Here is a 25,413-nt window from a genome sequence, read left to right on the forward strand (position 1 = left end):
TTATACATCCATGATGTTAAAATGAAAATAAATCAAATGCCAAGGAGGAATACAAGATGAAGTACAGAGCATTGGGAGAGACGGGACTGCAGGTGCCCGTGCTTAGCTTTGGCGCGTCCTCGCTGGGCTCGGTATTCCGCGAGGTGGACCCCGCCGAGGGCATCCGCACCGTGCATACGGCAGTAGAGCTGGGCATGAATCTGATCGACGTCTCGCCCTATTACGGGTTGACCAAAGCAGAGATCGTGCTAGGTCAAGCGGTCCGCGAGCTGCCCCGGGAATCCATCATTCTCTCGTCCAAAGCCGGCCGCTATGGCGAAGATACCTTCGACTACAGCACTAGCCGGATCATCGCCAGCGTGGATGAAAGTCTGCAGCGTCTGCAGACGGACTATCTGGATATTCTGCTGCTTCACGATTTTGAATTTGTACCGTGGGAGCAGGTGCGGGAGCAGGCGCTGCCGGCTCTCGAGCGATTGAAGCAGCAGGGTAAGGTCCGTTTCACGGGACTGTCTGCGCTGCCGCTGTCCGCGTTTCGCCGCGCCCTGGCCGATGAGCAGACACAGATAGATGTCGTGCTGTCTTACTGCCATTACTCGCTCAATGACAGTACGCTGCTGGAGCTGCTGCCGCTCCTGGAGCAGTCCAGGGTCGGCCTGATCAATGCGTCGCCGCTCTCGATGGGCCTGCTCAGCCAGCGCGGGACTGCGTCTTGGCATCCGGCGGATGAGGAGCTCAAGCGGGTGTGCAAGGAGGCTGCGGAGCATTGTGCGGCTCGAGGCACAGACATCGCCAAGCTGGCTGTGCAGTACGCTACCAGCGACGAGCGCATCCCTACCACACTGGTGAGCTCCGCCAGTCCGGACAACATTCGCCGCAACGCAGCCTGGGTGGAGGAGCCGATCGACCGGGAGCTGCTGGACGAAGTGCTGGCCATCCTGGCGCCCGTGCAGGGGCGCACCTGGCCGAGCGGCCTTGACGAGTATCAGGAATCTGGTCTTGGAGGTGGCCGCGCATGAGGCAGATCGTCTGCGAAGCGCCGGATAAGCTGGTTCTGACGGAGGGAGTCATCCCGCCTTGCGGGGAGGGCGAGGCCAGGGTCCGGATCCGCAGAGTCGGCATCTGCGGCACCGACCTGCATGCCTACAAGGGCAATCAGCCGTTTTTCAGCTATCCCCGCATCCTCGGCCATGAGCTGTCGGGAGAAATCGAGCAGCTCGGCAGCGATGTCCAGGGGCTCGCGGTCGGCGACAGGGTCAGTGTCGTCCCGTACCTCGCCTGCGGCAGCTGCATCGCCTGCCGCAAGGGCAAGAGCAACTGCTGCGTCTCGATGCAGGTGCTGGGCGTCCATCTCGACGGAGGGCTGAGGGAGAGCATCGTCGTGCCAGCCAGCCAGCTGCTGCCTGCGAGCGACCTGACATGGGATCAAGCGGCGATGCTGGAGCCGCTCGGCATCGGCGCCCATGCCGTCAGACGTTCGGGTCTGGAAGCGGGGGACACCGCCCTGGTCATCGGCGCAGGCCCGATCGGGCTTGGCGTGATGGCGATGGCGAGGGAACGCGGTGCGCGTGTTATCGCCATGGATCTGCAGGCGGAGCGTCTGCGCTTCTGCCAGTCATGGGCGGGCGTCGAGGCGACGGTGGCCGCAGGTCCGGATGCGGCGGGCGAGCTGCAAGCATTGACAGGCGACGCCTATCCCGATGTCGTATTCGATGCCACGGGACACGCCGGCTCGATGAACGGAGCGTTCGCCTATACCTCTCATGGGGGGACGCTTGTCTATGTGGGACTGGTCAAAGCGGATATCAGCTTCCACGACCCGGAGTTTCACAAGCGGGAGCTGACGCTGATGGGGAGCCGCAATGCGACCAGAGAGGACTTCGAGGCTGTGCGCCGCGTGATCGCCAAGGGCGACATCGATATTGAACGCTACATTACGCACCGTGCTGATTTTGGCGGGATGATCGATGTCTTCGAGGACTGGCTGCTGCCGGAGAGCGGGGTTATCAAGGCGGTCGTAGAGCTGTGAAATTCCCGCTTTGTGTTCGAAGCATGATCTGAACCTTTGCGCGGGCCCGGAACCTTACAACTTCAATGAAGAACCTTAAAAGCCCTTTGCTGTCTAATAAGACGGCAAAGGGCTTATGGGTTTCAACAGACTCAGATGGGATGGTGGTCGTTGCAATCATAGGGTAGGAACCTTGCAAGGTCTGCGCAGCCGGCTGCCTGGGGGCAGGGAAGGGCAACGTGTTAGTATAATGAAATAGTAAGGGTATCTTTTTCATTAATGGCATGAAGCGTTGCTTCGCTGCCATCAATTTCTACGCTGATCAGCGAGCGCAAACAGTGCTTAAGGGCATTTTTGCCGGTGGTCCACTTGCGGTTGAGTGTATCAGCCAGCTTGTCCAGCGCCTTTTTATTCGTTTCGGTGAGATAGACAGGGATGGTTTTGTCCTGGAACAGTATAATGGTTTTCACGGGCATTCACTCCAATCCAATTCTTCTAGTGTGTAAACAGTATACATTACGATTGTTAAAAGATTCTTAAAAAGGGTTTACAAAATTGTGATCTTTCAGACATTTTCGCCGTGTCAGCAGACAGATGTGGTTCCGGGCAGCGAGGTCTTGAGAACTATTAAACAATTCCGTTACAATTGAAAAGAGAAAGGAATCAAAGATAGTAATTATGCACAAAATGTTTTATAATTGCAAAGGTAGAAGGATGGCGAAAGATGTCGAAAAATAGATATATTGACACATTCCGATCGATCTACTAGGATATATGTAAACAAGCTTATCAAAGGAGCGGGAGAGAAACTTATGAAAAAACAACTACTGGTCATCGTAGCGATGCTGCTCGTAGCGGCGTTGGTGGCTGCATGCGGCGGCGGCTCTGGCGGCAACACGCCAAATAATAACTCCGGCGGCACGAATGCTGGCAATAACGGCGGCAGCAATGAGCCGAGCAACCAATCTGACAAAACAGCGGTATTGGTACTGCCAGAAGAAATCGGCGTCAATCCGTTTTTTCAACTGATGGATGAAGGCTTCAAGCGCGCCGGCGAAGAGTTCGGCATGAATGTCCGGACGATCGAATCGTCTGACCCGGCAGCCTTCGAGCAGAACCTGCGTGCGGCTGTTGCGGACAATTACGATCTGATCGTAACTGCGACCTTCCAGGCGGAAGACGCCCTGAACAAGGTGGCGCAAGAAAATCCGGACAAGACCTTCGCGATTATCGATACCGTGGTTGATCTGCCGAACGTGCGCAGCGTCGGTTTCCGCGAGTATGAAGCTGCCTATCTGATGGGCGCTGCTGCAGGTCTGTCGACCGAGACGAACATTGTTGGCGCGATCGTCGCGATGGATACGCCGCTGCTGAAGAAATATACCGGCGGTTTTGAGCAGGGCTTGCAGGCGACCAATCCGGACGCGAAATTCCTGATCAACTACGTCAATGGCTTCAATGACCCTGCGCAAGCGAAAGAGTTGGCTCTGCAGCAGCACTCCCAAGGCGCGGACTTTATCGCGGGCATGGCTGCCGTAGGCGACGAAGGCGTCTTCGAAGCTGCAAGAGAACAAGGCTTCTATACAGCAGGCCAAGACGTTGACCGCACGCTTGCCGATCCGGAGCACATCGTCCTTTCCCAGCTCAAAGGCACGGATGCGGTAGCTTATGAGACGGTCAAGTCGTTCGCTGAAGACAACTTTACGTTCGAAGCAGTCGAATACGGTCTGGAAGAGGGCGGCGTAGGCATCACGTTTGTCACGCATGATTCCGAATCCGAGCTGAGCGATTTCATCGGCCAGGAAACGATTGACCAACTGAAGGAAATGGCCGAGCAGATCAAATCCGGCGAACTCGAAGTCATCAATCCGCTGACTCAATAAATCGACCTTTGTAACACTCACATACCGGCTGCAGCCCATGGCAGCCGGTTTCCTGTTGCAATCCCTGAAAGGAGAGAGGCCGCCCCATGTTGCTCGAGATGAAGGGCATCACCAAAGCCTACGGAGGCGTCATCGCCAACAAACAAGTGGATTTCTCGCTCCGCAAGGGCGAGGTGCACGCCCTGGTCGGCGAGAACGGCGCCGGCAAGACGACCTTGATGCGCATCCTGTACGGCATGGAGTCGCCGACAGACGGTATGATATCCCTGAACGGCGCTCCGATGTTTTTTTCTTCCCCGGCTGATGCGATTGCCAATGGAATTGGTATGGTGCACCAGCACTTTATGTTATATCCTTCCTTTACGATCGCCGAGAACATCGTCATCGGCCGGGAGCCGCGGAGGTTCGGCTTCATCGACCGGATGGAGTCAGAGTCGGCAGTGGCAGGGCTCTCCCTCCAGTATGGGATGCCTGTAGATCCGCGCCGGGTGATCGCCGACTGTCCGCTGGGCGTCCAGCAGCGCGTCGAGATCCTCAAGGTCCTCCATCAGGGCGCCGAGATTATCATATTAGACGAACCGACCGGGGTGCTCACGCCTCTGGAGGTCAAGGAACTGCTGGATTCGGTACGGAGGCTGGCCCGCAGCGGCAAAAGCTTCATCATCATCACACACAAGCTCCAGGAGGTCATGGATGTGGCTGACCGCATCACCGTGCTGCGGGACGGCGAGGTTACCGGAGCTGTCGAAGCTTCCGATACCAATGTGGACGAGCTCTCCAGGATGATGGTCGGGCGCGAGCTCATCAATCTGCAGCGTCAGCAGCAGGCTCCGGGGCAACCGGTGCTGGAGCTCGGTTCGATCACGCTTGTCGGCAACGGCACCAAGCCCGTTCTGGACGATGTGAGCCTGACTGTGCATGCCGGCGAGATCGTCGGCATCGCCGGCATCTCGGGCAACGGCCAGTCGGAGCTGCTCCAGGTGGTCTCCGGATTGGCCCAGCCGGACGCGGGAGTGCTGAAACTGCTGGGTGAGGATATCGCCGGCGCTTCGGTGCGCAAGATCCGCGAGCGGGGCCTGGCCCATATCCCCGAAGACCGCTATCAGTGGGGCGTGTCCAAGGAAGCGACAGTCGCCGAGAATGGGCTGATGGGGCATACGGACAAGTATCAGCAGTACGGTGTGGTGCGCCGGGGCAAGGTGCGCGAGATGGTGCGCAGCTGGGTCGAGCGGTTCTCGATCAAGACGGGTTCGCTGGACACCAAGGCCCAGCATCTCTCTGGCGGGAATCTGCAGAAGCTGATCGTCGCCCGGGAGCTGGAGCACCGTTCCCCATTCCTGATCGCCGCCGAGCCGACACGGGGCGTCGATGTCGGAGCGATGGAGGTCATCCACGGCGAGCTGCTGAAGCGGCGCGACGAAGGTGGAGCCATCCTGCTGGTGTCCTCGGAGCTGACCGAGATCCTCAAGCTGGCCGACCGCATCCTGGTGATGTATGAGGGGCGGATCGCCGGCGAGGTTCGGGCCGAGGACGCCTCGGAGGAGCAGATCAGTTTGTGGATGGCTGGAGGGAAGAAAGATGAATAAAGTTGTGCAGATCGCCACATCGCTGCTGCAGCCGCTGCTTGCGATCCTGGTCGGGCTGGCTGCCGGCGCGGTAGCGATTATGATCGTCGGCGGCTCGGTGACGGAGACGTATGCGGAGATGTGGAAAGGCGCTTTTGGCAGTTTTTATTTCTTCACGAATACGCTGTCCCGAGCGACGCCGATCATCCTGATCGGACTTGGGGTTGCCTTGGCGTTCCGGGCAGGCTTCTTCAACCTCGGAGCAGAAGGCCAACTCGTCCTGGGCGGACTGAGCGCCGCCTTGACCGCCCTGTACGTGCCCGGACCGGGCTGGATGAAGCTGATGCTGGCCATCGTCGCCGCTATCGTAACGGCCGGCATCTGGTCGGCATTTGCCGGCTGGCTCGATGCCCGTTTCCGGATGAATCTGCTGATCACGACGCTCTTGTTGAATTATATTGCTGTCTATTTCACCCAGTATATGGTATCTCATCCCTTTATGGATCGGACGGGCTCCGCAGCGATGGCGCAGACGCCGATGGTGGAGAACGCCGCCTGGCTGCCGAAGCTGTTCCAGGGGATGAGCGTTCACGCGGGCTTCCTGTTTGCACTGGCAGGCACTATCCTGCTGTTTCTCTACATGCGTTACACGGTCTCCGGATATCAGGTGCGGATGCTGGGCGGCAATCCGCTGTTTGCCGCATACGGCGGCGTGCGGCGGGGAAGGCTGATGCTGATCAGCATGTTCATCAGCGGCGGCCTCGCCGGACTGGCCGGGGCGGGCGAAGTACTGGGCGCGCAATACCGTTTTATCGACGGAGCGTTGGAAGCGCCCGGCTATGCCTGGTCCGGCATTATGGCCACGCTGCTGGCGAGCTCGCATCCGATCGGTACGGCGCTGGCGGCGCTCCTCCTCGCCGCGCTGCAGACCGGCGGGATGGGCGTCGAACGAAACACCGACGTGCCGCTGGAGATCTCCAGTCTGATCCAGGCGGTGCTGATCCTGTTCGTATCCGCGCGGATCAGCTACAGCTTCATCAAAAACCGTAAGAAAGCGAGGGCTGCCGCAGATGGATCTTCTACTTGACGCCAGTCTCTACAGTTCGATGCTGCGGTCGGTCACGCCGATCCTGCTCGCGGCCCTGGGCGGCGCACTCTGTGCTCGGGTAGGCTTGTTCAATGTCGGTCTTGAAGGGCTGATCCTGATCGGCGCTTTCTCGGCGATCGTAGGCAACCATCTGACCGGCAGTATCTGGCTGGCTCTGTTGTTCGCGATGACCTGCGTCGTCTTGTTCTCGCTCTTGTTTGCTTATATGACGATTCATCTGAAAGCCAATGTCATCGTTGTTGGCGTCGCCTTGAACTTCCTGGCTGCAGGGTTGACCACCTTTAGCCTGCGGGCGATCTTCAACGTCAAAGGCTCTTATGTTGACCGGAGCATGGACGGACTGCCGCGCTGGGAGATTCCCCTCATTCACGACATTCCATGGATCGGCAGGGTCGTCTCGGGGCATTCGCCGCTTGTCTATCTGGGACTGCTGATGGTTGGCGTCCTCTACGTGTACATGTTCCGTACGGTGTCCGGTTTCCGGCTGCGGGCAGCGGGTGAGAATCCGATCGCCTCCCGCTCGCTGGGCATCTCGGTGACCAAGTATCAATACGGCGCCATGCTGGGCTGCGGGGCACTGTGCGGTCTGGCAGGCGCGCAGCTGTCGCTGGGGCAGCTGACGATGTTTACCGAAGGGATGTCCAGCGGGCGCGGCTTTATCGCTCTCGTGGCGACGATGCTCGGTCAGGCCAATCCGCTCGGGGTCGGTGCTTCGAGTCTGCTGTTCGGGTTCATGGGCAGCTTGAGCACCAGGCTGCAGGGGATGGCGCTGCCAACCCAGTTCACAGCCATGCTGCCTTTTGTCGTCACCCTGCTGGCGATGTTCTTCTTCCGCAACAAAGGCCAGCTCGCAGATGCGCGCCGGTCCAATGAAAGCTCGCGTTAATGGAGGTGTTAACATGCAACACGGCAAAGCTGAACGTCTGAAGAAAGCCAAGCCTTCTCCGGCTGTCAACGTTGATCCTTCGCTCGCCCACCGGCTGCCGCCGGGGCAGATGCTGACGGAGCGTTTCCCGATCCTGCATGAAGGCGAGGTGCCAGAGTACGATCTTGCCGACTGGTCGCTGCGCGTCTTCGGGGAAGTGGATACCGAGCGGAGCTTCGCCTGGGACGAGCTGATGCAGCTGCCGCGATCACGGCAGGTGAACGATATCCACTGCGTCACCCGCTGGTCCAAGTTCGATACGGCGTGGGAGGGCATCCGCTTCACGGACCTGCTGCCGCTGCTCGGCGTCAAGCCGGAAGCCGCTTATGTGATGATCCACGCGGATCAGGATTACGAGACGAATCTGCCGCTTGCCGACCTGCTGAGAGACGATGTCATGCTGGCCACCCATTACGACGGGGAGCCGCTGACTCCCAAGCATGGCTGGCCGATGAGGCTGATTGTCCCGCATCTGTATTTCTGGAAGAGCGCCAAGTGGATCCGCGGGATCGAGTTCATGCGTGAGGACCGACCGGGATTCTGGGAGCGCAACGGCTTTCATAATACGGCTGATCCGTTCGAGGAACAGCGGTTCTCCGGCGAGGATCTGCCGATCCCCGAAGACGAGTGGGTACGGAAGGAGTTCGATTGACACGATGCTGATGCCAATCCTGCAAGTAAATAGCGAAGAGATCCCGTCCTTTGCCATCGTCTGCGGTGATCCCGGCCGGGCCAAGCTGATCGCAGACAAGCTGGAGGACACCAGGGAACTGGCCTTCAGCCGCGAATACCGCACATTCACAGGCAAGTATAACGGGACGGAGCTGGCTGTCGTCAGTCATGGCGTCGGTTCGCCCGGCGCGGCTGTCTGCTTCGAGGAGCTGATCCGGGCGGGTGTGACGACACTGATCCGAGTCGGGACGGCGGGCTCCTACTCCAGCGAGACGCCGGCAGGCAGTCTGATCGTCAGCACGGCGGCGGTGCGCGCCGAAGGCCTGACCCACCAGCTTGTCCCGCACGGTTATCCGGCCGTAGCCGACCATGACGTATCCCAAGCCCTCTATGAAGAAGCGGTGGCGGGAGGCGGTACGGTCAAAAGGGGCATCACGGTGACGATGGACGTGTTCTTCGCAGGCGCTCTGGAGATCCCGCACAGCCAGTACAAGCAAGCAGGGGTGCTGGCTGTCGAGATGGAGATCGCGGCGCTCTATGTGATCGCCTCGCTGCGCGGCGTCCGTGCCGGAGCAATCGTAGCATTGGACGGTTACGCGGACGCCGATCTGGCGGCCGAGTACGATCCGCATACCGATGTTGTCGCGCTCGCTGTCGAGCGGGAGATCGAGGCTGCCCTGCGGGCGGTGCACAAGCTTGCCGGAGCGGCGGTCTAAGACCGCCCCCGGCAAATTTTTTTGCCGGTCGGTCTGCTAGCGAAGCGTCCTAGAGCAGATGCGGCGCAATAGCGGCAAAAAGGGTCGTTGCAGCGTTCGAAGTGGGCAGTTACGAGGCAGCAGCGGCAGAAAGGGTCTTTGGAGCGTTCGAAGTCGGGGGTGCAGCGCAATAGCGGCAGAAAGGGTTGTTGCAGCGTTCGAAGTGGGCAGTTACGAGGCAATAGCGGCAGAAAGGGTCGTTGCAGCGTTCGAAGTGGGCAGTTGCGAGGCAATAGCGGCAAAAAGGGTCGTTGCTCGGCCTACTGCGTCCACCCTAGCCAAACGAATATGAATTTTCGCATTCGTTTGACCGATTTGGGCAAAAATGACGCAATGAGCACGAAATATCGTGTTCGTTGCGTCATTTTTCTCCTATCACGCGAAATAAATACGAAATATCGTGTTCACTTCGATGGTACAACGTTTCGCTGCCGGTGCAGGCGGGGAATCACTGCATGACCAAAACTATCTTTCGGCGAGCAGTTCCCGGCATGTCGGGGTCGGCAGCATGGCGGCGATCCGACGCCCCCTGTCATTGCTCGCCGCACCAGCCCGGCGCCGCATTCAAGCAGCTTAGCCCAGTGCCGAAAGTTGAGCGATAGTGTGTGAAGTACGCACGAAGGTTTTGAGGCAGATGTTACACTTTCCGTACAGCGATCTCCGTGAAGGTGCTCACTTGCGCTCTCGGCGCGAGCGAGCGGAATCCTGTAAGCTCGTCCGACAACGGCACATTGGGCGCATTGGTCACCCACGTATACGGTTCGGGACAGAGGAAGCCTGACTGGCCGTCTCCGTTATAGATGACCCAGTGGCCAAACTGCTCATCGCAGCGATAAGTTACAGCGAGGCCGGCATCGGGGTCGGTCATGACCGCTTCATTGGGCGCCCCGGCAGTGGCCGAATAAACATCATCGAGCAATACGCCTTCTACTGTCATGCCTGCATTCAACTGAGTCTGGTTAGCGATCGGGGTAATCTCTCCTGTAGGCAGGTTGCGATCGTTAAGTGTCCAGCGCCGGTCAGCCTGCAGCTGGAAGGTGCAGCGCGCGAGACTGCCCTCGGGAGAGAACGGGAAGCGGAAGGTGGTGTGATAGCCGAGCCCCCAGGGCAGCGGCTCCTCGTCACGATTGTCAATCGCGAAGCGAATGCTTACAGCGGGACCCTTGAAGACGAAGCTCATTGTCACCGTAAAGCGGTGCGGCAGACCTGCGAAGACAGCAGGCACGTTCTCCGAGACGATCATCGTCTCGACGACAGCTTCATCGCCTTCGACCTCGGCCTTGCTAAGCTCCCATGCCGAGCGCATCAGCACGCCATGGATATGATTGCCACGCTCTGCTTCATTCACAGGAAAGGTATACGTGCGGTTATTGAACGTAAATGTGCCGTCCTCGATCCGGTTGGGCGGGAACAATACCGGTGTTCCGTACAGCGGCGGTTTGGCATGATAAGCCTCGGCACTGTCCGGCGTGCGCAGCAGCTCCAGCTCGCTCTCGCGCCAGGTGAGGCTGATCAGGTTGCTGCCCCAGCCAGGCACGATAATACCGCTCAGCTCAGACGTATGTACGAGCACGGCGGGTTCTCCAAGATAGTCGATTCGTTCGATAACAGGTGCGGTCATTGCGCTTGCATCTCCTCCGTTGTGGATTGGACCGGTCTTCCGATCTTGTATCATTATATAATGAAGCCTGCGACTTGTCTTGCTGAATGAAAGGCCAGTCTGCTATACTCCAAGTGAAACCGCCATCATCGTTTTTGACAGGCGACGGACAGGAGGAGAAGAAAAGATGTCTTTTACTTTGACCATCGGCGAGCAGGCTCCGGCATTTGAGCTTGCTGCGACAGACGGCAACCGCTACTCGCTGGACAGCTTTGCAGATGCAGATGTACTTGTCGTGTTTTTTACGTGCAACCACTGCCCTTTCGTTGTTGGCTCCGATGAGGTGACACGGGCGACGGCCCTCAAGTATGAAGAACAAGGCGTTCGGTTCGTCGGCATCAATGCCAACAGTGTGAATACGCATCCAGACGATTCGTATGAGCATATGGTGAAGCGGATGGCAGAGCAGCAGTTCCCGTGGGTCTACCTGCGCGATGAAAGCCAGGAAGTCGCAAAGGCTTACGGTGCGCTGCGAACGCCGCATTTTTATGTGTTCGACAAGGATCGCAAACTGATCTATACTGGCCGGGGAGTCGACAATCCACGCGAGACTTCGAAGATGGAGGTCAATGATCTGGACCGGGCGCTAATGGAGCATCTGTCCGGTCAACCGGTAAGCGTCCCCTTGACCAATCCGATCGGCTGCAATGTGAAGTGGGACGGTCAGGATGCGCATTGGATGCCTGCGGAAGCTTGTGATTTAGTGTAACTATTTATAAATTCAAGTGAGGCCCATTTTGCTGACAACAGGCAAGATGGGCCATTTATAATGAAGGCAACCTCTCTAAAGGTTACAATTCCGAAACAATCCAGACGTACTATAGAGATACAGAGAGGATATAGTAAATATAAACTGACGGAGGCTGGCATTATGGAACATCGCATACTGGTCGTAGATGACGAAGCGAGCATAGCCAACGCAGTAGCCTACGCCTTACGGCGGGAAGGCTATACCGTGGCTGTGGCTCACGATGGGGAGGATGCGCTTAGACAGACAGCTGAGTTCAAGCCGCGTGTCCTCATCCTGGATGTCATGATGCCCAAGCTGAATGGGTATGAGGTTTGTCGAAAGCTGGAGAACCGGCAAGGTCTCGGGATCATCCTGTTGACGGTAAAAAACGACATCGTGGACAAAATTCTCGGTCTTGAGCTTGGCGCTGATGACTATATGACCAAGCCTTTTGATCTGAGGGAGCTTCTGGCCAGGACCAAAGCGCTGTTCCGCAGGATGGAGCGTGCGGTACAAGAGGAGAAGCCGGCGGATATTGCCTTCGGCGGCTTGACTGTCCAAGTGCCGCACCGTACCGTTAAGATTGACGATGTCCCGGTAGAGATGACGCCCAAGGAATTCGACCTGCTGGTGCTGCTCTTGTCCCATCCGGAACGGGTCTATACACGGGATGAGCTGCTCGATCTGGTCTGGAGTCTGGACTATGCCGGCGGTACCCGGACAGTCGATATCCATATGCAGCGTCTGCGCAAGAAGCTGGGTGAGCCGTACCATCAGCTGCTGCAGACCGTCTACGGGATCGGCTACCGGGCTGCCGCGCTGCAATGAGGTGGATGCGGCGTATCAGTCTCAAGGTCCAGCTCGGACTTGGGCTGGTACTGCTGCTGGCGATGACCACTTGGCTGCTCAGCGTGCTGGTCATGGAAGGCATCGAGCGGCAGAAGCTGGATGAGCTGGAGCAGGACCTGCTCCAGCATAGCGAGATCGCCAATCTGCGCGTCCGGCAGACCTATCTGCTCGGCGAGCGGATGGAGGATCAGACATTCCTCCGTCTGCACGGCCAGGAGCTGGCGAACGGTGTCGGCATGCTCATCGGACTCCCGGTAGTCATCTATAACTTGGAGGGTGAGCCGGTCGGCAACTCCCTGTTCCAGGTGAACGACACGGATATCGGCGAGGCGCTTGGTTATGCGCTCTCCGGCAGGATCGCCTATCAGTCCTCGGCCGAAGCGATAGATTATCTGGCACCGCTGACCGGCTCTGCCGGTCAGATGGGCGTTGTGCAGTTCCATTATTCGCTGACGGACCAGCACCAATTCCAGCAACGGATTGAACGACTGTTTCTGCTGACAGGGGCTGCTGTAACCTTGGGCGGACTGTTGGTTGGCTACTTGTTTTTCAACCGGCTGGCGGCGAGAATCTACAGGCTCCGGGACGCTGCCGGAGAGATCCGGCGCCGCCGCTTCCTTAAGCGTATGCCGGTAAACGGGAGAGATGAGCTGAGCGAGCTGGGGGAGAGTATCTTTCATATGAGCCGAGAGATTGAGCAGAATATCCGGGTGATGGAGGATGAACAGCGCAAGCTGCGTCTGGCGGTTGCCAAGCTGCAATCGCTTGAGCAGCAGCAAAAACAGTTTATCGGCAACATCAGCCATGAATTCAAGACACCGCTCACCTCCATCAAGGCTTATGTCGACCTGATGGGCATGTATGACGACGACCCGGAGTTGATCCGCCAGGCGCATGCGCAGATCGGCCAGGAAGCGCAGCGGCTGCAGGAAATGGTGGAGAAGGTGCTGCACCTGTCTGCGCTGGAGCGTTACGAGTTCGAGCAAGAGCAAGAGGCGCTGGATATGAGCGAGCTGCTGGCCGAGCTGTGCCTCCGGATGACGGGCAAAGCGCAGCGGCACGGACTAACGATCAGAGAACGGTTGTCGCCTGCGGTGATCTGGGCGGACCGGGAGAGCATCATCCAGATCTTTATTAATCTGCTGGACAATGCGGTCAAATACAATGTTCCGGGCGGATCGATCACGGTCGAGTGCGGCCAAGAAGAAGGAATGGCGGTCATCCGGGTCAGGGATACGGGGATTGGCATTCCGCCGGATGCCAGGGAGCGGATTTTTGATCCCTTCTATACGGTGAACAAGGACCGGTCCCGCCAATCGGGCGGCAGCGGTCTTGGACTGGCGCTCGTGAGCCAGGTCATAAAAAAACTGCAGGGCGAGCTCGATGTAATGGCGGGAGACGGCACGCCGGAGCAGCCAGGATCGGTTTTTATCGTGCGTCTGCCGTTGCATCAGATGCTGGATGAGCCGCCAAGAGAGGAGGGATCGGATGAAGAGCGGCATTAACAATATCATATTAGCTGTACTCTCGACTGCGCTTGTTCTGGCAACGGCAGGCTGCGGAGCGGAGCGCCAAGCTGACCGTCAGGTAATCGAGCGACAGGACAAACAGATCACCGTATTGGAACAACCCGCCCCAGGGACGAAAGGCGAGGTCGTGGTCGAGCGTCTGTTGGAAGTGCCGGATGTACGAGGGATGGATTGGCTGGACGAGGAGACGATCCTGGCCAGCAAGGCCAACACCGACCGTACACCGCTGGTGCTTGAGGGCAACACCCGCTATCCGGTCAATCTGATCCTCCATGATCTGACAGATCAGGAGCAGACGGTCCTGCTGCCAAGCGATCGGGATCAGGATGCAGGCATGCTCTCTCCGGACAAGAAGCATCTGTTCTTCAAATTGATGGAGGAGTCGCTCGGCTTCGGATATCTTCGCAATATGGAGACGGGCAAGGTGCTGCCGGTAACGGAATCGCAGGGACCCGATGACCTCATCCTTGGTTATGAGGGGAACTGGATCGACAGCGAGCATGTATTGTTCCCGACGATGTCAGGCAAGATCTACCTCGCCGACGTGTATGGTCAAACGGAGGTTGCAGCGGATACGGAAGACCTGACCGTGTCTGACGTACATCTCTTCGGGGATCGGCTGTACTACATCAGAGGGCAGCAGTTATACGTCCAAGAGGGAGACGAAGCGCCGCAACTGTTGGACGATCAAGCGATATGGGTTATCCCTTCACCGGATCAGCAATCCCTCGCATTGGTCAATCGCACCCGTGAGCGTGAGATGCAGCTGTCGATCACCGATCTGGAAGGCAGAGAGAAGTTCGGGCTCAGCAAAGCCGTGCAAATCTTCGGTGCAGCTTGGTCCAGGGATGGCACCCGTCTGGCCTATAATCTGATCAATCCGGATAAGGGGACGAGCGGTTTGTTCGTGGCCGATGTGGTCACGGGGAAGGTGACACAGGTCACGATCGAGCTCGAAAGTCTCTCTAACCGCCTCCAATGGAGCCCCTCGGGGGACCAACTGATGGCGGCTGCCTTTGTCAGAAAGGGCAACAGTAACGAGCCGGTCACCTATATTATTACGCTGCGGTCATGAGCCGCAGCGTGTTTGCTGTGCTGGCTTGAAATGAATATCGTTACATCGGCGTGAAAACACTTTTATATCCTTCTGGCGCGGGCTGCTCTATAATAGGATTCAGAACCTACTGAAAAGGAGCTGAAGCAAGTGTCTAGAACATTACGCTGGGGGATCCTCGGTTGCGCCGGGATCGCCGAGCGGTCCGTCATCCCCGGCATCCAGGCGTCGGAGACCGGCGAAGCCGCCGCGATTGCCAGCCGCGATGCGGACAAGGCAGGCAAGCTGGCAGAGAAGCTGGGCATTCCTGCGGTCTACGGAAGCTATGAGGCGCTCCTCGAAGATTCTTCCATCGATGCCGTCTATATCCCGCTCCCCAATCATCTTCATAAGGAATGGTCGATCCGGGCGATGCAAGCGGGCAAGCACGTACTGTGCGAGAAGCCGATCGCGCTGACTGCGGAGGAAGCGACGGCAATGGCTGTGTGCGCTGCAGAGGAAGGCGTGCATCTGGCGGAAGCCTTTATGTACCGCCATCATCCGCGCTACGATCGGATCCGCGAGATCGTGGCAAGCGGGGAGATCGGTGAGCTGCGGGGAATCCACGGCACCTTTACCTTTAATAGTGCGTCGTCTGAAGGCAATGTGAGATTCAGACGCGAGTGGGGTGGCGGCTCGATCTATGATGTCGGCTGCTACCCGATCAGTGCGGCCCGCCTGATCTATGGCAGCGAGCCTGTGGCCGCTACGGTCCATGCCCTCATCTCTCCCGAACATGACAATGTCGACATGATGGCCTCCGGTCTGCTCGAGTTCCCGGACAGCCGCGCACTGACCTTCGACTGCGGCATGTGGGCAGCCTTCCGCAATACACTGGAGGTGCTCGGGACCGAAGGCCGTATCGAGGTGCCGTCTGCCTTCATCGGTTCGCCGCATGTCTTCGTCGAGACGAAGCAAGGGCGGCGCGAGGAGCAACAGCCGGAGCTAAATCAATACGCCCTGCAAGCGGATACGTTTGCAGCCCATGTGTGGAAGCAGGCGGAGAACAGGTTCACACCTGACGACGCCATAGCCAATATGAAAGCCATCGACGCCTGTCTGCGCTCGGCTTATGAGCGTCAGCGCGTACAGATCCAATCATGAGGAGGAATAACCAATGAAACAGATTGCCATTCCCGGCCTGCACAACGGCGTGTCCACGCTGATTATGGGATCGGATTATTTCACGCCGGAAACCTATGAGCTGGCCAGCACCAATCTGGATGCCTATGTCGCCATCGGCGGCAATACGATCGATACGGCATTTATCTATTGCGGCGGCAAAAGCGAGCAGGCGCTCGGCATGTGGGTGGAAGAGAGGGGCAACCGCAAGGACATCAATATCTGGACGAAAGGCGGCCATCCCAACAAAGACGGCAACCGGGTCAACAAGCAGGCGATCGACGAAGAGCTCAGTATCAGTCTGGAACGGCTGCGCACGGACTACATCGACCTGTATGCGCTGCACCGCGACGACCCGGCAGTCCCGGTGGGAGAAGTGCTGGAGATCCTCAACAGCCACGTGGAAGCCGGCCGGATCCTGGCATTCGGCGCCTCCAACTGGACATGGGAGAGATTGCAGGAGGCCAACCGCTACGCGGCAGAGCACGGACTGCGGGGCTTCGAATTCAACAGCCCCAATCTGAGTCTGGCCAAAGCCAATGAGCCTTACTGGAAGGACGCGATCAGTGTTGACGAAGCGCTCCTGGCCGAGCATGAGCGTACCGGACTGCCGCTGTTCTCCTGGTCCTCGCAAGCCAGAGGCTTCTTTACCGGCCGATTTTCCCCGGAGGATCGCTCCGATGCGGATACCGTCCGTGTATTCTACAGCGACGATAACTGGGAGCGTTACCGGAGAGCCGAGCAGATGGCCGGCGAGAAAGGCGTTACGACGATCCAGATCGCCCTGGCCTATGTACTGAACCAGTCGTTCCCGACTGCTGCGCTGATCGGTCCCCGCAACGAGGCGGAGATGATCTCCTGCAGTGAGGCGACCCGGATCAAGCTGACGCCGGAGGAGATCAAATGGCTGGATCTGAGAGCGTAGATCACATCTTGTGGCCAGGCGGGGCGCCAGGCGCTCGCGGCGCGGATCCGGAAGACATCCCTGCGCTTACCCCCTACCTGGCGGCCGGGGCGACGTCGGCTGTGATCGTCTGCCCCGGCGGCGGCTATGCGAGGCGGGCTGATCACGAAGGAGAGCCGATCGCGTTATGGTTGAACAGCTTGGGCATTACGGCATTCGTCCTGCGTTACCGAGTCGCCCCTTATTCGTATCCTTGGGCCTACAGGGATGCCCAGCGGGCAATCCGCTACGTCCGCCATCATGCTACTGCGTGGGGATTGGACAAGGGCAAGATCGGCCTGCTCGGCTTCTCCGCAGGCGGCCACTTGACGGCTACTGCCGGCACGCGTCACGACAGCGGCGATCCGTCAGCCGAGGATCCGATCGACCGGTGCTCTTCCCGTCCGGATCTGATCGTGCTGTGCTATCCTGTCATCACGATGAAGGACCCTTATACACATGAGGGATCCCGCAGCAATCAGCTGGGCAGCGTACCGACGGAGGAGCAGATCGCTCATCTGAGCAATGAGCTCCACGTGGGCCAAGACACCCCGCCAGCCTTCTTGTGGCACACATCTGAGGATGCCGGGGTTCCTGTCGAGAACAGCTTGTTCTTTGCGGCCGCTTTGAGTCGTGCCGGGGTCCCTTTTGATCTCCACGTCTACGATCACGGCGGCCATGGGCTTGGGCTTGCTTCAGATGATCCGCATATCGCTGGGTGGAGCCGCGTATGCGGCCAGTGGCTGGCAGGCCATCATTTTTGAAATAGTAAGCGTATATGTTTTAGACATCTGCTTGGCTTATATTTCTCCGGAATGAAACTTGCGACGCCGTGTGCTTACGAAGCCAGTTTTGCTTTGCAAAACTCTTAGGCGAAGCCGTTTCACCTTGCCGGATCTGATTCAAAACGGGCAGAACGGGTAATTATAAGCAAGAGCTGGCCTTAAGACCTGCTCTTACACCCGTTACAAAGGTGAACAAGCCTAAAAATGCTCAAATTTCATCAAATTAAACGAAAAATCAACAAATTGATCGTTTTATAGGTCAGTTTGTTGATTTTTCTTTGTTTAACTCGCCCGCAATCGGTCTAATAACATAATTATGATGGGGGGTAAACCGTTGTAATTGCTAACATACGGGAAGATAAGGGAGGAATAAAGAGAATGAAGGTAGCAGAACCCTTCTCTTACCAAGTCAGCATGAAATCGCTTGAATTATGATAGTTTACTGGAAATGACCTCCCACCGGATACATGTTAGCATTATTAGTGTTGTTGCGCGGGGGAGTCCCAAGTGAGCTTCCAAGACGCTGAGAAGCGATGTAAAGCTCTGGAATGCGGGAAAATCCTTGCTGCGCTTGGAGATGTGTGAGCCGTTACATGCTCGTCATCTCCTCAAAAATAAAGAGGGGTAGTGAGAACAAAGTGAAGAAGAGTATGTTGTTAGTTTTGTTTGTAGTGATGATGGTGTTAGCAGCTTGCGGCTCCAATAATGGCAACAATCTGCCGGAGACGTCGACGCCGCCACCGCCGCCGCCAGGATCGGAAAATAATGAGACGAACGGCGAGAATGGCGCAGAGACAAGTGACGGAGAGAGCACGCTGGAAAAAGCCAGAGAGCAGGGCTACATCAACGTTGGGTTCGCTAACGAAGCTCCTTATGCGTATCAGGAAGCGGACGGTACCTTGACTGGTGAAGCGGTCGAAATCGCCCGGGTCATCCTGAGCAACCTCGGCATTGATGAAATGCGCGGTGAGATGACTGAGTTCGGCGGATTGATCGGCGGTCTGCAGGCTGGTCGCTTTGATATGATTACAGCTGGCATGTTCATCAACCCGAACCGTTGCGCGGAAGTGGCATTTGCCAATCCGGAGTACAGCATCGGCGAGGCGCTTGCCGTGAAGACGGGCAATCCGCTGGGTTTGAACAGCTATGAAGATATTGCAAACAGTGGAGCAAAGGTCGCGGTTATGACCGGTGCGGTGGAAATTGAGTACCTGGAACAAATGGGGGTACCTGAAGATCAAATTGTCGTTGTACCGGATCAGAATGCAGCCGTGAGTGCGCTTCAGGCTGACCGGGTGGACGCTATGGCGATGACTGGCCCGGCACTGCAATCCCGCTTGGATGCTGCAGGCGATGACAATCTGGAGCGTGTCGAAGGGTTTGAACAACCGGTTATTGATGGCGAGAGTGTGAGAGGCTACGGCGCATCTGCTTTCCGTCAAGCGGATACTGAGTTCGTAGAAGCGTTCAACGAAGAATTGGAGAAGCTGAAAGAATCCGGGCAATTGCTGGAGATTCTCCAAGAGTTCGGATTTACCGAAGAAGAGCTGCCGGGCGATGTGACCGCTGCGGAGCTGTGCGGGTAACCAATGATTGACTATTGGCTGGAGTGGATGCCATTGCTGTGGAAGGGGACGCTCACGACTGTACAAGTGACCGTTCTCGCCGCAGTATTGGCTCTGCTGCTCGCGGCATTGACGGGTATCTGCCGCTTGTCTAAATTTAGATTAATCCGAGGTCTGGCGCTGGTCTATGTGCTGACCTTTCGCGGTATAGCCTTGCTGGTGCTGCTGTTCTGGATTTACTACGTTCTTCCCTATATGAATATCGAGCTATCCAAAACCATGGCTGCCGTGCTGGCATTAGGCCTGAATTACGGCGCATTTGGTTCGGAGATCGTCCGCAGCTCGATATTGGCCGTACCCCAAGGACAATGGGAGGCGGCACGGGCGCTTAATATGACTCCCGCCCAGCGAATGTTCCGGATTATCTTCCCTCAAGCGCTAGTCCGGATGATTCCGCCCTTCAACAACCTTATGATCGAGCTGTTGAAGGCATCCTCCCTGTTATTCTTTATCGGTATGGCCGATCTGGTGCAGCAAGCGGATATTTTGCGCGGACTGTACTTTCAGCAGAGTACGCAATTGTATTTCACTTTGCTTGTGATCTACTTCATCCTGGCCTCGATGATTTCGTATGCCGCCCGGCTGTTCGAGCGCAAAATGTCAGCGGGGAGGTTGTAAAGCATGATTTGGAGTTGGGAATATGCATGGTCCGTGTTGCCTCTGCTGCTTGATGTAATCGGGACAACACTGCTGGCCACGCTCTTCGGATTTCTGATTGCCTGTACATTTGGGATGCTGCTAGCTGTTCTGGGACGTTCCCGGTTCCGCATCATTCGGATGGCAGTCACAGGATTCATTGAATTTGTCCGCAATACGCCACTGCTGGTTCAATTATTTTTCTTGTACTATGCACTGCCTCTGTCCTTTGGCATCACCATGACCGCTTTCATGACAGGGATTATCGGTCTCGGGCTTCACTACAGCACTTATCTGGCTGAGGTATATCGCTCCGGCATCGATGGTGTGGAGAAGGGGCAATGGGAAGCTGCGCGTGCGCTCAACTTCTCCAAGCAGCAGACCTGGACGCGTATTATCCTGCCGCAGGCGGTGCCGCCGATCCTGCCGATTATGGGCAATTATCTGATCGTCGTCTTCAAAGAGACGCCGCTGCTGGCAGCCATCACGGTGATGGAACTGCTCTCGCGGGCGAAAAATATCGTCTCCCGTGATTGGCGGCCAACAGAGCCGTATACGCTGGTAGGTATTTTATTCCTCATCATCAGCTTGCTGCTCGCAGCGCTTGTCAGTCTTCTGGAATACAAAATGGCGCAGCGGCAGAGCAAATAAACAGCGTCTTGTCCGATTAACCGGATAAGGTGAAGTTTTACACAAAATTAACGTTTATCGATAGGGATAGATGGTTATATATCAAACGAACAGGGGGTGGAAAGGTTGGGCACAACGATGGAAATACAGCCGCAGACGTCACCCGCAACGGCCGACAAGCTCACAGTTGCTGAACAAACGGGTGCACCGATGGTCAAATATACCGATGTGAAAAAGTCGTTTGGCGATCTGGAGGTGCTGCATGGCATCAACCTGGAGATGGCTGCCGGCGAGAAGATCGCCATCATCGGCCCCAGCGGTTCCGGCAAGACGACCTTGGGTCGGATGCTCATGACGCTTGACCATCCGACGTCGGGGACGATCGAGGTCGAGGGCGAGCATCTGTGGCATATGGAGCACAAAGGGAAGCTCGTGCCGGCGAACGAGAAGCATCTGCACAGGATGCGGACCAAGATCGGCATGGTGTTCCAGCATTTCAACTTGTTCCCGCACATGAAAGTCATAAACAACGTCACTGAGGCGCCGGTCAAGGTGCTTGGTCTCTCCAAGGAAGAGGCTCATGAACGGGCTGTGGAGATGCTGCGCAAGGTCGGTCTTGAGGATAAGCTGGACGTCTATCCAGCGAAGCTCTCCGGCGGTCAGAAGCAGCGGGTCGCCATTGCACGGGCGCTGGTGATGCGTCCGAAGGTGATGGTGTTCGACGAGGTCACGTCGGCACTTGATCCGGAGCTGGTTGGCGAGGTGCTGGAGGTCATCAAGGAGATTGCCGAAGAAGGCGAAATGGCGATGATGCTGATCACTCATGAGATGGATTTTGCAAGAGAAGTAGCCGATCGAGTGGTCTTCGGCGCTGACGGCCTGATTGTGGAGCAGGGGCCGCCCGAGCAGATCTTCGAGAATCCGCAGAGCGAGCGGCTGCAGACGTTCCTTAAACGTATCAAATAATGAGAAAAAGGGGTTAACAAGCCATGTCCCAAGTAGCAAGCTTGACGCTTCGGCAGCCGGTAAAGGAAGACGGCACGAAGGTATATGACTTGATCCGCAGGGCAGGCACATTGGATCTCAATTCGGCATATTGCTATCTTCTGCTGTGCGATGCGTTTAGCCAGAGCTGCGTAGTGGCAGAGGAGGAAGGCCGGATCGTTGGCTTCATCTCCGGCTTCTACCGCCAGGAACAGCCTTCGACGCTGTTCATCTGGCAAGCGGCTGTCGATCCCGCGATGCGGGGCCGCAGACTGGCTTCATCGATGCTGGAGGAGCTGCTGCGGCGCGAGCATCCCCAGCCGCTGCGTTTCGTAGAAGCGACTGTGAGCCCGTCCAATGCCGCATCCCGCAGGTTGTTCCAATCCTTTGCCGAGTCGTATCGGGTGTCCATCCGGGAGATTATCGAAGACGGCTACGGCCCCGAGATGTTTCCGGAGGGACAGTCGCATGAAGCCGAGCCGCTTCTGCGCATCGGTCCTTTCCCGCAAGCTTAGGAGAATAACCTTGTATCAAGTTTGGAAAGTTCGGTTTTCAGTATTTTAAAGGAGTGATTAGATGAATTATTTAAACCAGAGTGAAGAAAAACCGTCCATGCAAGTGTTCGAGGATATGGAATCCGAGGTGCGCAGCTATTGCCGGAATTTCACTACTGTATTTCATAAAGCCAAAAACGCCAGACTATGGGATACGAACGGAAATGAATACATTGATTTCTTCGCAGGAGCGGGCGCGCTTAACTACGGACATAATAATCCGAAAATCAAGCAGAAGCTGATTGAATATATGCTTGACGACGGGATCACACATAGCCTGGATATGGCAACGCATGCCAAAGAGAATTTCTTGCAGCAGTTCAACGATAAAATCCTGAAGCCGCGTGATCTCAGCTACAAAGTGATGTTCCCCGGTCCGACAGGGACCAATGCGGTGGAAAGCGCGTTCAAAATCGCCCGCAAAGTAACGGGCCGGACAGGGATCATCTCTTTCACCAACGCGTTCCACGGCATGTCGCTCGGTTCGCTTGCCGCTACCGGCAACAAGTTCAAACGCGGAGGTGCCGGAGTGTCGCTAGATAATGTAGCTTTCATGCCCTATGACGGATATATGGGTGAAGGTGTGAATACGGCGCAGTATCTGGAGAAGATGCTCGATGATCCCGGCAGCGGGGTCGAGATCCCGGCAGCGATCATCCTCGAGACAGTCCAGGGCGAAGGCGGTCTTAACCGCGCAAGCACGCCATGGCTCAAAGAGATCGCCCGGATCTGCCGGCAGAAGGATATCCTGCTCATCGTCGATGATGTACAGATGGGCTGCGGCCGCACAGGCAGCTTCTTCAGCTTCGATAATACCGGCATTGAACCGGATATCGTCTGCCTCTCCAAGTCGATCGGCGGCTTTGGTCTGCCGTTTGCCCTGACCCTGATCAAGCCTGAATATGACAAATGGAATCCAGGCGAGCATAACGGCACGTTCCGCGGCAACAACCTGAGTTTCGTTGCGGCTGCTGAAGCGCTCAGCTATTGGGAGGACGGTAAGCTGGAAGCGGAGTTGAAATCCAAATCCGAGATGATCCGTCAAGCCTTGGAGAAGATGATCGCCGCTCATCCAGACTGCGGTGCTCATGTGAAGGGCAAAGGGATGATCCTGGGGATCGCTTTCGATGAACCTGAGCAGGCCGGCAAGCTGTGCAAAGCTGCCTTCGAGCGCGGCATTATCATGGAGACTTCCGGTCCTAAGGACGAGGTTGCCAAACTTATGCCGCCGCTGACGATCGAGTCCGATGTGTTGGCGCGCGGCTTGGCCCTGGTGTCCGAAGCAATGGAAGAGATTATGAATGAAGTCATGCAGCCTGTGCTGCAATAAAAAATATCAACTAACTTAGTGGAGTGTGAGAATACATGATCGTCAAGCATCTGGAAGACGTCCTGAATACGAAGGACGATGTCGATACGGAAACGTGGAATTCGCGGCGCCTGCTGCTGAAGAAAGACGGGATGGGCTTCTCCATGCACGATACTCTGATCAAGGCAGGCACGGAAACGCTGATCTGGTACAAAAATCACGTCGAAGCGGTGTACTGCATCGAGGGCGAAGGCGAGATCGAGCCTGAAGGCGGACCGGTATATCCGATCCGGCCGGGCACGATCTACGCCTTGGATGGGCACGAGAAGCATCTGCTGCGGGCCACCAAAACGATGCGTATGATCTGCGTGTTCAATCCGCCGCTCAGCGGGCAGGAAGTTCACGATGCCGAGGGCGTCTACCCAGTCGCTGCGGACTGATTTGGATACGCAGCTGCACTGGCCAGAAATTTTTATACAATGAGAAGGAGGATGTTAAACGATGAGTTCAACTGTTCAAACCCCAAACAAGATCGATAAGTACCCTTCCCGAGTGAGTGACAAACCGGAAGTTCTGGAGCGCAAAGATCCTGTCGTCTATTCCGAATGGACGCCGAACAGTCCCCTTACCAAAGAGCAGTCCGAGTTCTATGAGAAAAACGGCTATCTGCTGCTGGACAGCTTCTTCAACGACGAGGAGATTGCCGATTGGCGGGCGGAGCTCGGCCGTCTGCAGGAGAAGTTCAAGGACAATCCGGTGGACGAAGTCATCCTCGAACCAGAGAGCAAGGAAGTCCGCTCGATCTTTGCGATTCATAAAAGCAACGCGGTATTCAGTCTTGTAGCGAAGCATCCGCGACTGCAAGCGATCGTTTCTTACCTGCTGGGCGGTGAAACCTATATTCATCAATCCCGCATTAACTACAAGCCGGGCTTCAACGGCAAGGAGTTCTACTGGCATTCTGATTTTGAGACTTGGCACGTGGAGGACGGTATGCCGAGCATGCGTGCGCTTAGCTGTTCTATCGCACTTGAAGACAACTACGATTATAATGGCGCGTTGATGGTCGTGCCGGGATCGCACAAAAAATTCATCACTTGCATCGGTCAGACGCCTGATGATCATTACAAAGAGTCGCTGCGCCGTCAGGAGTACGGCGTACCGGATCAGGACAGCTTGACCGAACTGGTGAAAGAAGGCGGTATCGATACTGCGGTAGGCAAAGCTGGCTCGATCCTGCTGTTCGACTGCAATACGATGCACGGCTCCAACAGCAACATTACACCGCTTCCGCGGAGCAACGTGTTCCTTGTCTATAATCATGTCGACAACCGGATCGTCGAGCCGTTCTCCGGACAAAAGCCAAGACCGGAGTTCATCGCTACACGGGAACAATGATTTCCTGGACGCTTGTCGGTACCATCATCGTCATCAATATGGTGTACGTCTCCATATTTACGCTGCGTCTCATTCTGGTCATCAAAGGCCGAAGAGGCGCAGCCTCCTTTCTGGCGATGGCGGAAGTTTTCGTCTATCTCACGGGCTTGAACCTGGTATTGTCCAATCTGGATAATCCGGTCAATATGGCGGCTTATTGTATCGGCTTCGGCATCGGTGTATATCTGGGCAGCAGGATCGAGGAGTATCTGGCGCTCGGTTATCTGGTGGTCCAGGTTATCGTCGACGAGCTCGAAGTGGAGCTGCCCAACAAGCTGCGGGATCTCGGATATGGCGTGTCCTCATGGGCGGCTGACGGCCGGGACGGCAAGCGCTTAGTGATGCAAGTATTGGTAAAGCGGAGCAATGAGAAGCGGTTGATGAAAAGCATCCGCAATCTCTCGCCTAAAGCTTTCGTGATCTCACATGAGCCCAAAGAATTCAAGGGCGGCTTCTGGGTGCGATTGACGAACAAATAGAGCAATAGCAAGAGGCTTCTGCCATGTGCAGAGGCCTTTTTGCGCTGTTGCAGGCGTGCGATACATATATTGCCCCGCAATCGCATAGCTATCCAAGGGGCCCGCTGTCCGCGGGAAAAAGGTCATAGAAAA

Annotated in this window: 26 protein-coding genes; 24 read left to right on the forward strand and 2 right to left on the reverse strand. The window is 56.6% G+C overall.

Translation table 11 applies throughout. The annotated features are described in order from the left end of the window. The first annotated feature begins 56 nt into the window (after positions 1 to 56). Together ABC336_RS25205 and ABC336_RS25210 are read left to right on the forward strand one after the other, a co-directional pair. Positions 57 to 1,019, forward strand: a complete 963-nt coding sequence (locus ABC336_RS25205; protein WP_413241273.1) for an aldo/keto reductase — start codon at positions 57 to 59, stop codon at positions 1,017 to 1,019. After that, positions 1,016 to 2,029 carry a zinc-binding alcohol dehydrogenase family protein gene (locus ABC336_RS25210; RefSeq protein ID WP_413241274.1) on the forward strand — a complete coding sequence of 338 codons (1,014 nt, stop codon included), beginning with the start codon at positions 1,016 to 1,018 and terminating at the stop codon, positions 2,027 to 2,029. The genes ABC336_RS25205 and ABC336_RS25210 overlap by 4 nt, the downstream gene beginning before the upstream one ends. 221 nt (positions 2,030 to 2,250) lie before the next feature. On the opposite strand, the gene ABC336_RS25215 is transcribed toward ABC336_RS25210, so the two are convergent. Next, positions 2,251 to 2,478 carry a 3-dehydroquinate dehydratase gene (locus tag ABC336_RS25215; protein ID WP_413241275.1) on the reverse strand — a complete coding sequence of 76 codons (228 nt, stop codon included), beginning with the start codon at positions 2,476 to 2,478 and terminating at the stop codon, positions 2,251 to 2,253. Between the two features lie 342 nt (positions 2,479 to 2,820). Between ABC336_RS25215 and ABC336_RS25220 the strand changes: the two genes are divergently transcribed. The 6 genes from ABC336_RS25220 (at position 2,821) to ABC336_RS25245 (ending at position 8,877) form a co-directional block, all read left to right on the forward strand. Further along, positions 2,821 to 3,891, forward strand: coding sequence for a BMP family lipoprotein (locus ABC336_RS25220; RefSeq protein ID WP_413241276.1), 1,071 nt, complete (start codon positions 2,821 to 2,823; stop codon positions 3,889 to 3,891). 86 nt (positions 3,892 to 3,977) lie between these two features. After that, entirely contained in the window at positions 3,978 to 5,477 is a 1,500-nt protein-coding gene (locus tag ABC336_RS25225; RefSeq protein ID WP_413241277.1) for an ABC transporter ATP-binding protein, read from the forward strand. Then, positions 5,470 to 6,543 (forward strand): ABC transporter permease, encoded by a 1,074-nt coding sequence (locus ABC336_RS25230; RefSeq protein WP_413241278.1) that lies wholly within the window; start codon positions 5,470 to 5,472, stop codon positions 6,541 to 6,543. The genes ABC336_RS25225 and ABC336_RS25230 overlap by 8 nt, the downstream gene beginning before the upstream one ends. Further along, positions 6,527 to 7,450, forward strand: coding sequence for an ABC transporter permease (locus ABC336_RS25235; protein ID WP_413241279.1), 924 nt, complete (start codon positions 6,527 to 6,529; stop codon positions 7,448 to 7,450). The genes ABC336_RS25230 and ABC336_RS25235 overlap by 17 nt, the downstream gene beginning before the upstream one ends. 13 nt (positions 7,451 to 7,463) lie before the next feature. Next, on the forward strand, positions 7,464 to 8,141 hold the full coding sequence (locus ABC336_RS25240) for a sulfite oxidase-like oxidoreductase (protein ID WP_413241280.1): 678 nt from the start codon (positions 7,464 to 7,466) through the stop codon (positions 8,139 to 8,141). A 4-nt stretch (positions 8,142 to 8,145) separates the two neighbouring features. Beyond that, the gene (locus ABC336_RS25245; RefSeq protein WP_413241281.1) at positions 8,146 to 8,877 is read left to right on the forward strand and encodes a nucleoside phosphorylase; all 732 of its coding nucleotides are present in this window, start codon (positions 8,146 to 8,148) and stop codon (positions 8,875 to 8,877) included. A gap of 676 nt (positions 8,878 to 9,553) precedes the next feature. Here ABC336_RS25245 and ABC336_RS25250 read toward each other — a convergent pair. Continuing rightward, entirely contained in the window at positions 9,554 to 10,537 is a 984-nt protein-coding gene (locus ABC336_RS25250; protein WP_413241282.1) for an aldose 1-epimerase, read from the reverse strand. Positions 10,538 to 10,703: 166 nt separating this feature from the next. Between ABC336_RS25250 and ABC336_RS25255 the strand changes: the two genes are divergently transcribed. The 16 genes from ABC336_RS25255 (at position 10,704) to ABC336_RS25330 (ending at position 25,281) form a co-directional block, all read left to right on the forward strand. Continuing rightward, positions 10,704 to 11,285 (forward strand): thioredoxin family protein, encoded by a 582-nt coding sequence (locus tag ABC336_RS25255; protein WP_413241283.1) that lies wholly within the window; start codon positions 10,704 to 10,706, stop codon positions 11,283 to 11,285. Between the two features lie 162 nt (positions 11,286 to 11,447). Further along, entirely contained in the window at positions 11,448 to 12,134 is a 687-nt protein-coding gene (locus ABC336_RS25260) for a response regulator transcription factor (protein ID WP_413241284.1), read from the forward strand. Positions 12,135 to 12,139: 5 nt separating this feature from the next. Then, positions 12,140 to 13,660 carry a sensor histidine kinase gene (locus tag ABC336_RS25265; RefSeq protein WP_413241285.1) on the forward strand — a complete coding sequence of 507 codons (1,521 nt, stop codon included), beginning with the start codon at positions 12,140 to 12,142 and terminating at the stop codon, positions 13,658 to 13,660. Then, entirely contained in the window at positions 13,644 to 14,759 is a 1,116-nt protein-coding gene (locus tag ABC336_RS25270) for a TolB family protein (protein WP_413241286.1), read from the forward strand. Before ABC336_RS25265 ends, ABC336_RS25270 begins: the two co-directional genes overlap by 17 nt. Positions 14,760 to 14,888: 129 nt before the next feature. After that, positions 14,889 to 15,881: a Gfo/Idh/MocA family protein gene (locus ABC336_RS25275; RefSeq protein WP_413241287.1), complete on the forward strand. Its 993-nt coding sequence runs from the start codon at positions 14,889 to 14,891 to the stop codon at positions 15,879 to 15,881. A 13-nt stretch (positions 15,882 to 15,894) separates the two neighbouring features. Next, positions 15,895 to 16,824 (forward strand): aldo/keto reductase, encoded by a 930-nt coding sequence (locus tag ABC336_RS25280; RefSeq protein ID WP_413241288.1) that lies wholly within the window; start codon positions 15,895 to 15,897, stop codon positions 16,822 to 16,824. Beyond that, complete coding sequence (locus ABC336_RS25285; protein WP_413241289.1) at positions 16,803 to 17,606, forward strand: alpha/beta hydrolase; 804 nt, start codon at positions 16,803 to 16,805, stop codon at positions 17,604 to 17,606. The genes ABC336_RS25280 and ABC336_RS25285 overlap by 22 nt, the downstream gene beginning before the upstream one ends. Before the next feature lie 671 nt (positions 17,607 to 18,277). Further along, positions 18,278 to 19,213: an ectoine/hydroxyectoine ABC transporter substrate-binding protein EhuB gene (ehuB, locus tag ABC336_RS25290; protein WP_413242606.1), complete on the forward strand. Its 936-nt coding sequence runs from the start codon at positions 18,278 to 18,280 to the stop codon at positions 19,211 to 19,213. Between the two features lie 3 nt (positions 19,214 to 19,216). Continuing rightward, entirely contained in the window at positions 19,217 to 19,870 is a 654-nt protein-coding gene (ehuC, locus tag ABC336_RS25295; protein ID WP_413241290.1) for an ectoine/hydroxyectoine ABC transporter permease subunit EhuC, read from the forward strand. 3 nt (positions 19,871 to 19,873) lie between these two features. Beyond that, complete coding sequence (ehuD, locus tag ABC336_RS25300) at positions 19,874 to 20,539, forward strand: ectoine/hydroxyectoine ABC transporter permease subunit EhuD (RefSeq protein ID WP_413241291.1); 666 nt, start codon at positions 19,874 to 19,876, stop codon at positions 20,537 to 20,539. A 189-nt stretch (positions 20,540 to 20,728) separates the two neighbouring features. Then, complete coding sequence (gene ehuA, locus ABC336_RS25305; protein ID WP_413242607.1) at positions 20,729 to 21,484, forward strand: ectoine/hydroxyectoine ABC transporter ATP-binding protein EhuA; 756 nt, start codon at positions 20,729 to 20,731, stop codon at positions 21,482 to 21,484. Positions 21,485 to 21,507: 23 nt separating this feature from the next. Beyond that, positions 21,508 to 22,017: a diaminobutyrate acetyltransferase gene (ectA, locus tag ABC336_RS25310; RefSeq protein ID WP_413241292.1), complete on the forward strand. Its 510-nt coding sequence runs from the start codon at positions 21,508 to 21,510 to the stop codon at positions 22,015 to 22,017. A 61-nt stretch (positions 22,018 to 22,078) separates the two neighbouring features. After that, complete coding sequence (gene ectB, locus ABC336_RS25315; protein WP_413241293.1) at positions 22,079 to 23,386, forward strand: diaminobutyrate--2-oxoglutarate transaminase; 1,308 nt, start codon at positions 22,079 to 22,081, stop codon at positions 23,384 to 23,386. Positions 23,387 to 23,421: 35 nt separating this feature from the next. Then, positions 23,422 to 23,805, forward strand: a complete 384-nt coding sequence (locus tag ABC336_RS25320; protein ID WP_413241294.1) for an ectoine synthase — start codon at positions 23,422 to 23,424, stop codon at positions 23,803 to 23,805. Between the two features lie 61 nt (positions 23,806 to 23,866). Next, the gene (gene thpD / locus ABC336_RS25325) at positions 23,867 to 24,763 is read left to right on the forward strand and encodes an ectoine hydroxylase (RefSeq protein ID WP_413241295.1); all 897 of its coding nucleotides are present in this window, start codon (positions 23,867 to 23,869) and stop codon (positions 24,761 to 24,763) included. Further along, entirely contained in the window at positions 24,760 to 25,281 is a 522-nt protein-coding gene (locus tag ABC336_RS25330) for a DUF2179 domain-containing protein (protein ID WP_020616103.1), read from the forward strand. Before thpD ends, ABC336_RS25330 begins: the two co-directional genes overlap by 4 nt. The last annotated feature ends 132 nt before the right edge of the window (positions 25,282 to 25,413 follow it).

Origin of the sequence: Paenibacillus jepli, from assembly GCF_047238105.1 — a bacterium.
Lineage (GTDB): Bacteria > Bacillota > Bacilli > Paenibacillales > Paenibacillaceae > Paenibacillus_D.

What these genes read in the sequence shown, in the direction of transcription:
- ABC336_RS25205 (WP_413241273.1), top strand. Translation starts at nt 57, where the DNA reads ATGAAGTACAGAGCATTGGGAGAGACGGGACTGCAGGTGCCCGTGCTT.
- ABC336_RS25210 (WP_413241274.1), top strand. Translation starts at nt 1,016, where the DNA reads ATGAGGCAGATCGTCTGCGAAGCGCCGGATAAGCTGGTTCTGACGGAG.
- ABC336_RS25220 (WP_413241276.1), top strand. Translation starts at nt 2,821, where the DNA reads ATGAAAAAACAACTACTGGTCATCGTAGCGATGCTGCTCGTAGCGGCG.
- ABC336_RS25225 (WP_413241277.1), top strand. Translation starts at nt 3,978, where the DNA reads ATGTTGCTCGAGATGAAGGGCATCACCAAAGCCTACGGAGGCGTCATC.
- ABC336_RS25230 (WP_413241278.1), top strand. Translation starts at nt 5,470, where the DNA reads ATGAATAAAGTTGTGCAGATCGCCACATCGCTGCTGCAGCCGCTGCTT.
- ABC336_RS25235 (WP_413241279.1), top strand. Translation starts at nt 6,527, where the DNA reads ATGGATCTTCTACTTGACGCCAGTCTCTACAGTTCGATGCTGCGGTCG.
- ABC336_RS25240 (WP_413241280.1), top strand. Translation starts at nt 7,464, where the DNA reads ATGCAACACGGCAAAGCTGAACGTCTGAAGAAAGCCAAGCCTTCTCCG.
- ABC336_RS25245 (WP_413241281.1), top strand. Translation starts at nt 8,146, where the DNA reads ATGCTGATGCCAATCCTGCAAGTAAATAGCGAAGAGATCCCGTCCTTT.
- ABC336_RS25250 (WP_413241282.1), bottom strand. Translation starts at nt 10,537, where the DNA reads ATGACCGCACCTGTTATCGAACGAATCGACTATCTTGGAGAACCCGCC.
- ABC336_RS25255 (WP_413241283.1), top strand. Translation starts at nt 10,704, where the DNA reads ATGTCTTTTACTTTGACCATCGGCGAGCAGGCTCCGGCATTTGAGCTT.
- ABC336_RS25260 (WP_413241284.1), top strand. Translation starts at nt 11,448, where the DNA reads ATGGAACATCGCATACTGGTCGTAGATGACGAAGCGAGCATAGCCAAC.
- ABC336_RS25265 (WP_413241285.1), top strand. Translation starts at nt 12,140, where the DNA reads ATGCGGCGTATCAGTCTCAAGGTCCAGCTCGGACTTGGGCTGGTACTG.
- ABC336_RS25270 (WP_413241286.1), top strand. Translation starts at nt 13,644, where the DNA reads ATGAAGAGCGGCATTAACAATATCATATTAGCTGTACTCTCGACTGCG.
- ABC336_RS25280 (WP_413241288.1), top strand. Translation starts at nt 15,895, where the DNA reads ATGAAACAGATTGCCATTCCCGGCCTGCACAACGGCGTGTCCACGCTG.
- ABC336_RS25285 (WP_413241289.1), top strand. Translation starts at nt 16,803, where the DNA reads ATGGCTGGATCTGAGAGCGTAGATCACATCTTGTGGCCAGGCGGGGCG.
- ehuB (WP_413242606.1), top strand. Translation starts at nt 18,278, where the DNA reads ATGTTGTTAGTTTTGTTTGTAGTGATGATGGTGTTAGCAGCTTGCGGC.
- ehuC (WP_413241290.1), top strand. Translation starts at nt 19,217, where the DNA reads ATGATTGACTATTGGCTGGAGTGGATGCCATTGCTGTGGAAGGGGACG.
- ehuD (WP_413241291.1), top strand. Translation starts at nt 19,874, where the DNA reads ATGATTTGGAGTTGGGAATATGCATGGTCCGTGTTGCCTCTGCTGCTT.
- ehuA (WP_413242607.1), top strand. Translation starts at nt 20,729, where the DNA reads ATGGTCAAATATACCGATGTGAAAAAGTCGTTTGGCGATCTGGAGGTG.
- ectA (WP_413241292.1), top strand. Translation starts at nt 21,508, where the DNA reads ATGTCCCAAGTAGCAAGCTTGACGCTTCGGCAGCCGGTAAAGGAAGAC.
- ectB (WP_413241293.1), top strand. Translation starts at nt 22,079, where the DNA reads ATGAATTATTTAAACCAGAGTGAAGAAAAACCGTCCATGCAAGTGTTC.
- ABC336_RS25320 (WP_413241294.1), top strand. Translation starts at nt 23,422, where the DNA reads ATGATCGTCAAGCATCTGGAAGACGTCCTGAATACGAAGGACGATGTC.
- thpD (WP_413241295.1), top strand. Translation starts at nt 23,867, where the DNA reads ATGAGTTCAACTGTTCAAACCCCAAACAAGATCGATAAGTACCCTTCC.
- ABC336_RS25330 (WP_020616103.1), top strand. Translation starts at nt 24,760, where the DNA reads ATGATTTCCTGGACGCTTGTCGGTACCATCATCGTCATCAATATGGTG.